We start from the raw sequence: 9629 nt of genomic DNA on the forward strand, positions 1-9629 counted from the left end.
CCTGCAAGCCTCAAGCGAAGCGGATGTCATTATCACCTCCGGCGGCGTGTCTGTCGGTGATGCTGATTATGTCAAAGACATTCTGACTGAACTGGGCCAGGTCAACTTCTGGAAAATTGCCATGAAACCCGGCAGACCGCTGACCTTTGGTCATGTAGGCAGCGCAGTGTTTTTTGGACTGCCCGGAAACCCGGTTTCAGTCATGGTGACTTTTTACCAGTTTGTATTGCCTGCCCTTCAGAAACTGGCCGGTGAGCCCGTTCAGGAACCACTGCTGATAAAAGCTATAGCCGCTAATGACATTCGAAAAAGACCGGGACGCTTTGAGTTTCAGCGTGGCGTCATGCGAACAGGCGCTGGCGGTTCGCTTGAAGTCAGTCACACCGGCGATCAAGGCTCAGGTATCCTCCGCTCGATGAATAACGCCAATTGTTTTATTTTACTGGATGATCACTGCGATGGCGTTGCCGCTGGCAGCGAAGTGCTTATCCAGCCTTTCACAGGTCTGATCTAAATGACTGAAACACACAACAAACAAGCTTTTGAGCTTAACAAACTCCGCAAACGACTGCGGCGTCAGGTCGGTCAGGCAATTGCTGACTACAACATGATCGAAGATGGCGACAAGGTGATGGTCTGTCTATCCGGCGGCAAAGATAGTTACACCATGCTGGATATCCTGCTCAATCTCAGAGACCACGCGCCAATCAGTTTTGAATTAATCGCAGTGAATCTTGATCAGAAGCAGCCTGGTTTTCCGGAGCACGTATTGCCAGAATATCTGACCAGTATCGGCGTGCCGTTTCATATTATCGAGAAAGACACCTATAGCATTGTCAAGGAAGTAGTACCCGAGGGTAAAACCACCTGCGGCATTTGTTCACGGCTGCGTCGTGGTTCACTTTACGGTTTTGCCAGAGAAAGTGGCATCACAAAAATTGCCTTGGGCCATCACCGGGACGATATTATCGAAACCCTGTTTCTCAACATGTTCTTCGGCAGCAAAATCAAAGCCATGCCGCCCAAACTGCTCAGTGACGACAAAACCAATATTGTGATTCGCCCACTGGCTTACGCGCGCGAGTCTGATATTCAGCGCTATGCCGATGCACGGCAGTTTCCAATCATTCCCTGTAACTTGTGCGGCTCACAGGAAAATCTGCAACGTCAGGTCATCAAAGACATGCTGCAAGGCTGGGAGAAACAACACCCCGGACGTCTGGAAAATATTTTCCGCAGCCTGCAAAACATTTCGCCCTCTCAGTTGGCCGATGGCGAATTATTTGATTTCAAGGGGCTTGAGCTGCAACGTCAGCCCGCGACTGGCGATGAGGAATTCATTCTGGATGATCATTTACAACCAGCATTGGCACGTTGATTGTATAGAAAAGCACATTCAGACAGGCAAGTTATCCAACATTAGCCAGCATCATTACAAACTTGTGACAAGAAGTGCCGCTAAGTCATTGAAAACAAAAATTCAACACCTAACCTATTGTTTTTTATATTGTTTACCAACCTGTACATTTTTTAACCATTCCAAGGCTGTATGTTACAGATGAATGACTTAGCGTTTTTCTAAACAATTAACCACAGAGTTATCCACAGAAAATGTGAGTAACTCTGCAAGTCATTGATCTTATCTGCAAGTCACTGAAATCAGGCTTTTGGCGGGGTAAAATCTTCCGAAAACTCCAATGCATTACCGTCTGGGTCGCGACAGAAAAAAGCGGCCCGTCCAGATTTACTTCTGGAAAATTCAACGCCTGCAGCTTCAAGTTTCACCGCGAGTTTTTCCAAATCTTCGACCACCAATGCCACATGGCGATCACGACCGCCATGCTCGGGTCTGCCCTCATGTGTATCAGGGTTGGGTAATTGCATCAGATGAATTTGCTGGCCATTAGCGCCAATATCCAGCCATGCCCCATCAAACGGAAAGTTGGGACGATTTGGATTCAGTGGTATCTCCAGTACGTTGCAATAAAAGTCGACGGACTTTTTTACATCCGCAACCAGAAAACTGGCATGGGCGATTGATTTGATCATGGTTACAGTGTCCTTGATAATTGATTGGCATGATGTTTATTGAATGCGCTTGTGGCTGTCAATGACCGACTCACTCAATTGGTAGCCAAAGATTTATAGAGATTCTGTCAAACTGAGTTCCGGCGAGCTGCGCTGGCGCGTCTGTCCAGTATCGCAACTCCGTAAGCGGCTGCAAATATCAAACTGCCGCCTATCCACTCACGAACCGACATGACTTCGCCTATCAATAACCACGCAGCAAAGGCCGCGACCACCAGTTCAAACAAGATGATCACTGCCGAACGATACACCGGCATCCTGGCAAGGCCATACAGCACGCTGACCGTCATCGTCAGGATAATCAGCCCACAAAAAACGCTCCAAAACCATACTGATGTACTGACAACAGGAAATTCAATAGATTGCCAGATCAACACCAGTGTGGCGATCAGCACCACGCCCCAGAACACTGCCGAGATTTTCAGTGGCATAGGTACAGCGGCCAGTTTTCGGCTCAGCACGTTGTTAATAGAAAAACATAACCCCGCAATCAGCCCCAGCCAATCGCCCAGACCACGCGGCCAGGGCAGACCAAAGTCAGGATGCCAGAGCATCATTACCGTGCCCGCCATGGCTAACAACATCAACATAACTGCACGCTGAGATAACTGTTCTCCCAACCACCAGCGTCCAATCAGAATGGTCCAAACCGGTGACAGAAAAAATAACAGCATAACCCGCATGACATCTCCCTCAATCAAGGCGACCAGGAAAGTCAGATTGGTAATGCCCGCGATCAACATCAGCCATAACAGTTCTACAGGCAACTCATGCCATCTACCACGATACCTCCATAGAGACGGAAGGCTGATCACTGCCGCAGTCAGGTACATCACCAGGGTTACCCAGACCACTGACATGCCTGCGGCCTCAAATAGACGCATGGGATACCAGATCAGTCCCCACATCGCTGAGGAGTATAGAATTCCAGCGATTGCCAGAGGATATTCTGCGCGTTGTGAAATTTGAATCATGGCCGAAGCTTATAACACGAGTCACGCCTGAGCCGTTATAATGAGGGAATTTTTTTCAATCCAAGACCGTTATGAATCCAGAGCTTGCCGCATTGCATCCCTATCCATTTGAGAAGCTGGCGACGTTGAAACAAGGTTGTGTGCCACCTGAATCACTTGCCCACATCGCATTGTCGATTGGCGAACCCAAACATGCGACACCTGGTTTTATTACCGAAGCGGTGATGTCTCATTTGCACGGCCTGTCAGTTTATCCAACCACAGCAGGCACGATTGAACTGCGACATGCTATTGCCCAATGGCTCGATCAACGCTTCCACCTTGGAGGCCATATTGATCCAATGACTCAGGTTTTGCCGGTCAATGGTACGCGTGAGGCCTTGTTCGCCTTTGCTCAGGCAGTCATCGATCGTTCTGCAGAAAGACCTACTGTGGTCATGCCCAACCCTTTTTATCAAATCTACGAAGGCGCTGCGATTCTTGCAGGCGCTGAACCCTATCTTCTGAACTGCACCGCTGACAATGACTTTGTCCCCGATTTTGCCAGCGTACCGCCTGCCGTCTGGCGACGCTGCCAGCTGCTTTACCTGTGCAGTCCCGGCAATCCGACAGGGGCAGTCATTGACATTGATACGCTTGGCTTATTGATTTCACTGGCACAGCAATACGACTTTGTTATCGCTGCCGATGAGTGTTACTCAGAGATATATCTCGATGAAAATGAACCACCCGTCGGGCTGTTACAGGCTGCTATCGCAGCGGGCTTTACTGATTTAAGCCGTTGTGTCGCCTTTCACAGCCTGTCAAAACGTTCTAATGCGCCGGGCCTGCGTAGTGGCTTTGTCGCGGGTGATGCGCGTATCCTCAAACAGTTTCTGCGTTATCGCACCTATCATGGCTGTTCCATGCCCCCAGCAACACAAGCGGCCTCAATTGTCGCCTGGCAGGATGAAGCGCATGTCGAGTATAACCGGGAGTTGTATCGGCAAAAATTTGATGCTGTGCTGGAAATTCTCTCGCCAGTCATGTCTGTAGCAAAACCGGCTGCCGGATTCTATCTGTGGGCGGAAACACCGATTGCCGATGATGAGTTCAGTCGTCAGTTATTTGAACAATTCAATGTGACAGTGCTGCCGGGGAGTTATCTGGCCCGCGACACTGAAACAGGCAATCCCGGTTCACATCGGATACGCATGGCTCTAGTCGCGCCTTTGGAAGACTGTATTGAGGCCGCTGTAAGAATTCGACAACTCATTGAAAACCTATCATCTAACGTACCTGGAGAACCCAATGAATAATCTACAAGCGATCATTGAATCTGCCTTTGAGCGCAGAGCAGAGATCACCCCGGCCAATGCCGATGCTGAAGTCCGTAATGCTGTCAACGAAGCGCTGGCCATGCTGGATAACGGCACTGCACGTGTTGCCGAAAAACAAAACGGTGATTGGGTGGTGAATCAGTGGCTGAAAAAAGCTGTTTTGCTGTCATTTCGTCTCAATGACAATCGCTTGATGGCAGGCGGTGAAACCAACTATTTCGACAAAGTTGAGCCAAAATTTGCCAGCTACAGCGAAGACGATTTCAATAAAGCCGGTGTTCGTGTTGTACCACCTGCCGCAGTTCGTCGTGGTTCTTATATCGCACCTGGCACTGTACTGATGCCATCTTATGTCAATATCGGTGCTTACGTTGACTCCGGCACGATGGTGGATACCTGGGCCACCGTTGGCAGCTGTGCACAAATCGGTAAAAACGTCCATCTGTCTGGTGGCGTTGGCATCGGTGGTGTGCTTGAACCGCTTCAAGCTGGCCCAACCATTATCGAAGACAACTGCTTTATCGGCGCGCGCTCGGAAGTCGTTGAAGGCGTTATCGTTGAAGAAGGCTCTGTTATCTCAATGGGTGTCTACATCGGTCAAAGCACCAAGATCTTCAACCGTATGACCGGTGAAATCAGCTATGGCCGGATTCCAGCCGGATCAGTGGTGGTTTCAGGCAACCTGCCATCTAAAGACGGCAGCTACAGCCTCTACTGCGCTGTGATTGTCAAACAGGTAGATGAAAAAACGCGTGGCAAGGTCGGCATCAACGAACTGTTGCGCGATATCTAATCATGTGGACGACGGAGACTGGTACACAGTCCCGTCGTCTATTTTTCAACGCAGCTATCGGCCTGGACGAATTGATACATCATATCCTTTGATCTAGAATACACGGCCAGACTGAAGCTGAATTTTCCACTAGAGCAAGGCCATGATTGTTTACGGCATTAAGAACTGCGACACCGTCAAAAAGGCTCGCCGCTGGTTGGATGATCGCAATATTGACTATCAGTTTCATGATGTTCGCGTCGATGGCCTGACCAAAGAGCATCTTCAGCAATGGCTGCAATCAGTCAGCTGGGAAGATTTGCTGAACAAACGTGGCACCACCTGGCGTCAGCTTGACAATGCCGACAAGCAAGACCTTGACCAGACAGCAGCAATTGCCTTGATGCTTCGCCAACCGACCCTAATCAAACGGCCGGTTGTGGCGCACAATGGGCAGTGCACTATCGGCTTTAACGAAAGCCTATTCCAGGAACACTATGGACACTGAGATTTCCAGCACCGTTGCATTAACCCAGGACCTTATCCGCCGTGACAGCGTCACGCCTGAAGATAAGGACTGTCAGTTGATGATTGCCGGCAGACTGGCCCAATATGGTTTCAAGGCTGAACATCTGCGCTTCGCCGACGTTGATAATCTGTGGCTGCGACGTGGTCATGCAGGTTCATTGTTTGTGTTTGCCGGTCACACTGATGTCGTGCCGACGGGTCCGCTGGATAAATGGCAAACGCCGCCTTTTGCAGCCGAAATTCACGATGGCATGCTCTACGGTCGTGGCGCAGCGGATATGAAAGGCAGTATCGCCGCCATGATCACCGCCTGTGAGCGTTTTGTAGCACAACATCCTGATCATCAGGGCAGTATTGCTTTTTTGCTGACCAGTGATGAAGAAGGCCCGGCAGTGAATGGCACCGTCAAAGTGATTGAAACCCTGCAGCAGCGAGGTGAACACATTGATTGGTGTGTGGTGGGTGAACCCACTAGCAGTCACCAAGTGGCCGATGTGGTGAAAAATGGTCGCCGTGGATCGCTCAATGGCTACCTGACCGTCCAAGGTAAACAAGGTCACATCGCCTACCCGCATCTGGCAGCCAACCCGGTACATCTGCTGGCACCGGCACTGGCCGAATTGTGCTCGGAAGTATGGGATGAAGGTAATGCCGATTTTCCACCTACCAGTTTCCAGGTGTCCAATTTCAACAGCGGTACCGGCGCAACCAATATTATTCCTGGTACGGTCGAGATGATTTTCAACTTCCGTTTTTCAACTGAAGTCACCGATCAACAGCTACGTGAACGTGTTGAAGCCATACTGCATAAACATCAATTACAGTTCAACATTGACTGGGTATTGTCCGGTCAACCTTTCCGCACCGCTACCGGTAAATTACTGGATGCGGTCAAGGCAGCCGTTCTGGAAGTGACCGGACGCAAGACTGAATTATCAACTTCTGGCGGTACATCGGATGGCCGCTTTATTGCCCCGACCGGCGCACAGGTGATTGAACTTGGCCCGCTCAACGCAACCATTCATCAAATAAACGAGTGTGTTGCAATCAAGGATCTGGATACATTGTCAGACATCTACCAGCAATTGCTGGTTGAATTGCTGGTCAAATAACCCGCATGTCTGTGCCACGTCAGATGCGGCTCATTATTCTGCTGGCAGCCACTGTGCTGCTGATGCAGTCATTGGCCGTCTGGCATGACGCAGAACACTCGTTCCACGATCATGTGGCAGAGTGTGAAAGGCTGATTTTTGTCAGTCAGCAATCACCACTTGCATCAACACCTGGGCTTGTTCCTTCGATCAGGCAAGCTCTTTCCCTTCTCGATATCTCACTAGCAGTCAGTCAGCTTCAGCGGCTGATCAGCTACCAATACGGTATTCGTGCGCCGCCTGTATTCTCCTGAACCAGTTGTTCAGTTGTCGATGCCATCAGGCGTCAGAGAATTCAGTTTTAAGAGGACGTACCTATGTATGCCAAAAAACCCTTGGCGTTGCTGGTTGCAGCGGCGCTGTCTCCTGTGGCTTTTTCTGTCACAGCCGACGAAAATGTTGATTTTCAACGTCTGATCGTAACGTCAGACCCGCTCGGTAATCGTACTGCCGATGAAATTGTACAACCTGTCACCGTGTTAGCGGGTGATGAGCTTGACCAGAGACGCGCTGGCACACTGGGTGAGGTCCTGGAAGGCCTGCCTGGTGTCACTAATGCTGATTTTGGTCCAGGTGTCGGACGCCCGGTGATTCGTGGTCTGCAAGGCTCACGTATTCAAATGCTTGAAGATGGCTTGTCCACCGCTGATATCTCAGGCGAAGGCGCTGACCATATGGTTGCTATTGATCCCGCTCGAGCTGATCAGATCGAAGTATTTCGTGGTCCTTCAACTTTACTCTACGGCAGTGGCGCTGCCGGTGGTGTTGTCAATGTCCGCAGTAACCGTTTCAGCCCTGAATTTGGTGAATCAGCTCGTGTCGAGGGCGATCTGTCATATGGCTTTAATGGCCATGATCGCCAGGGGCGACTGGGGCTGGAGTTACCGGCCACCAGCAATCTGGTATTCCGCGCGGACCTCAGTGGCCGTAAAAGCAGCGATTTTGATATCAAGGGTTATCAGGAGCGTGGCCAGCGAGACGGTCGCCGCAACAAACTGAATAACAGCGAAATCGAAAATAACAGCCATGCTTTCAGTTCTGTATTCACAGATACCTGGGGCTTCGTTGGTCTGGGTTACAGCTATTACGATAGCAAATATGAAATTCCAGACATTCTCACGGGTGAAGGTGATGAAGAACTGGAATTCATTCGTGCCAAGCAGGACCGTTTTGATCTGCGCAGTGAATTTAACAATCCATTCGCAGGCTTTGAAACCGCTCGCCTGAAAATCGCACATACCCGTTATCGTCAAAAAGAAATAGCCAATGAATTTGAAGATGGCGTATTTGACGAACGTGAAGTCGAGGCTGAATTCAGAAATAGAGAATCAGATCTCCGTTTTGAATTGGTGCACAACCCTATCGGGATGTGGCAAGGCGTGATCGGATTGCAATTTAATGACCGTGAATTCCGATCCGAAGGAGAAGGCCACGGACATGGTCATGGCCACGGCGATGATGGATTTTATGTGCGTAACAACGACACCAGAACATGGGGCTTGTTTGTGCTGGAAGAACGACCTACCGACTTTGGTCGTATCGAACTGGCTGCCAGACTGGAACAAGTTCGTTCAAATCCAAAATCACTCGGCGATGAACGAGATATTCACCTTGAAACAGACTTCATGGGCGATGACGAGCTGGAACAAGATGCGTCATTGAGCAATCGTCGTTTTACTGCTCTAAGTTTGTCGGCAGGCACTATCATTGATGTTGATCATGCTCATCATCTGCGTTTTGCACTGACTCGCTCACAAAGAGCCCCATCGCCTGAACAGCTATACGCCTTTGGTCGTCATGCTGCTGCAGGTACTGTGGAAGTCGGTGATCCTCGTTTGAAGAAAGAAACATACACTAACTTTGAAGTTGGCTTTGATCGTCACCAAGGTATGTTCCGTTATGATCTGACCGCTTTCTTCAATCATGCCAAGGATTTCATCTATCCTGCCTCAAGACTGGATGACAACGGTGATCTGCTCAGAGCAGAAGATTCGGACGATCAGCTTGTGTTCAATGAACAAGCAAACGCCCGATTCTACGGATTGGAATTTGCAGCCGTGGCAGATGTGATTGAGGGCCCCATGCCTGTAAGCTTAAGATTTTCAGGTGACTATGTGCGAGGCAAACTCAATAGTGGTGGCGATCTGCCACGCATTTCGCCGATGCGTCTTGGCTTTGGTGTCGATACGAGATATCAGAACGTTAAATTAAGTCTTGACTACCAGCGGGTGTTCAAACAGTCCAAAACTGCAGACTTGGAGGACAATACCAGTGGTTATAACCTTGTTTCTGCGGATGTGGTCTGGTCACCTCAGCAAATGAGTGGAACCCACTTCTATCTCAAAGGCAGAAATCTGCTCAACGAGGATGGACGTCGTCATACCAGCTTCCGAAAAGATGATGCGCCAATTATTGGCCGTGCAATCTTCGCTGGTGTACGCTTCGACTTCGGTGGCTAAACCCCGTTATAGCGCCATTTAAAAGACCCGGTTCTGCCGGGTCTTTTTTTGAGAGTTTGGAAACTCGACACTATCTGCTACATTAAAAACATTATTTAACCAGGGATATCTTGATGAGCTTCTTTGATGCCAATGACGAAAGTAATACTGCTCGACTGGTCTACATCTTCTATATGGCAGGCATTATCATCTACCTGCTGACGCTGATAGGTGTCGTCGTCGCCTATACCCACAAAGCAGAGGCGCCTGATTGGCTCAAATCCCATTACGAATTTCAGATTCGTACTTTCTGGATAACCCTGTTACTGCTGATTGCAGGCTGGATGACCATGTCCTGA

General features: G+C 49.5%; 11 protein-coding genes. 9 read left to right on the forward strand and 2 right to left on the reverse strand.

The features are described 5' to 3' along the window. Positions 1 to 514 (forward strand): molybdopterin-binding protein (locus MPL1_RS04895; RefSeq protein ID WP_040576895.1); only part of this gene is annotated, 514 nt, incomplete at its 5' end. Next, on the forward strand, positions 515 to 1378 hold the full coding sequence (ttcA, locus tag MPL1_RS04900) for a tRNA 2-thiocytidine(32) synthetase TtcA (protein WP_009726017.1): 864 nt from the start codon (positions 515 to 517) through the stop codon (positions 1376 to 1378). Between the two features lie 281 nt (positions 1379 to 1659). On the opposite strand, the gene MPL1_RS04905 is transcribed toward ttcA, so the two are convergent. Together MPL1_RS04905 and MPL1_RS04910 are read right to left on the reverse strand one after the other, a co-directional pair. Continuing rightward, a complete protein-coding gene (locus MPL1_RS04905) occupies positions 1660 to 2049 on the reverse strand; it encodes a VOC family protein (protein WP_009726018.1) in 390 nt (129 codons plus the stop codon). 107 nt (positions 2050 to 2156) lie between these two features. After that, positions 2157 to 3062 (reverse strand): DMT family transporter, encoded by a 906-nt coding sequence (locus MPL1_RS04910; protein ID WP_083859205.1) that lies wholly within the window; start codon positions 3060 to 3062, stop codon positions 2157 to 2159. 71 nt (positions 3063 to 3133) lie between these two features. Between MPL1_RS04910 and dapC the strand changes: the two genes are divergently transcribed. The 7 genes from dapC to MPL1_RS04945 all read left to right on the forward strand — a co-directional run bounded on the left by dapC (position 3134) and on the right by MPL1_RS04945 (position 9629). Beyond that, complete coding sequence (gene dapC / locus MPL1_RS04915) at positions 3134 to 4360, forward strand: succinyldiaminopimelate transaminase (protein WP_009726020.1); 1227 nt, start codon at positions 3134 to 3136, stop codon at positions 4358 to 4360. Beyond that, positions 4353 to 5174, forward strand: coding sequence for a 2,3,4,5-tetrahydropyridine-2,6-dicarboxylate N-succinyltransferase (dapD, locus tag MPL1_RS04920; RefSeq protein WP_009726021.1), 822 nt, complete (start codon positions 4353 to 4355; stop codon positions 5172 to 5174). Before dapC ends, dapD begins: the two co-directional genes overlap by 8 nt. A gap of 142 nt (positions 5175 to 5316) precedes the next feature. Next, the gene (locus MPL1_RS04925) at positions 5317 to 5661 is read left to right on the forward strand and encodes an ArsC family reductase (protein WP_009726022.1); all 345 of its coding nucleotides are present in this window, start codon (positions 5317 to 5319) and stop codon (positions 5659 to 5661) included. Beyond that, entirely contained in the window at positions 5651 to 6793 is a 1143-nt protein-coding gene (dapE, locus tag MPL1_RS04930; protein ID WP_009726023.1) for a succinyl-diaminopimelate desuccinylase, read from the forward strand. The genes MPL1_RS04925 and dapE overlap by 11 nt, the downstream gene beginning before the upstream one ends. A 23-nt stretch (positions 6794 to 6816) precedes the next feature. Continuing rightward, positions 6817 to 7086, forward strand: a complete 270-nt coding sequence (locus MPL1_RS04935) for a hypothetical protein (RefSeq protein WP_152417584.1) — start codon at positions 6817 to 6819, stop codon at positions 7084 to 7086. Between the two features lie 63 nt (positions 7087 to 7149). Beyond that, entirely contained in the window at positions 7150 to 9291 is a 2142-nt protein-coding gene (locus tag MPL1_RS04940) for a TonB-dependent receptor (protein WP_009726025.1), read from the forward strand. Between the two features lie 113 nt (positions 9292 to 9404). Continuing rightward, on the forward strand, positions 9405 to 9629 hold the full coding sequence (locus MPL1_RS04945; RefSeq protein ID WP_009726026.1) for a hypothetical protein: 225 nt from the start codon (positions 9405 to 9407) through the stop codon (positions 9627 to 9629).

The organism is Methylophaga lonarensis MPL, from assembly GCF_000349205.1.
GTDB classification, from domain to species: Bacteria; Pseudomonadota; Gammaproteobacteria; order Nitrosococcales; family Methylophagaceae; genus Methylophaga; species Methylophaga lonarensis.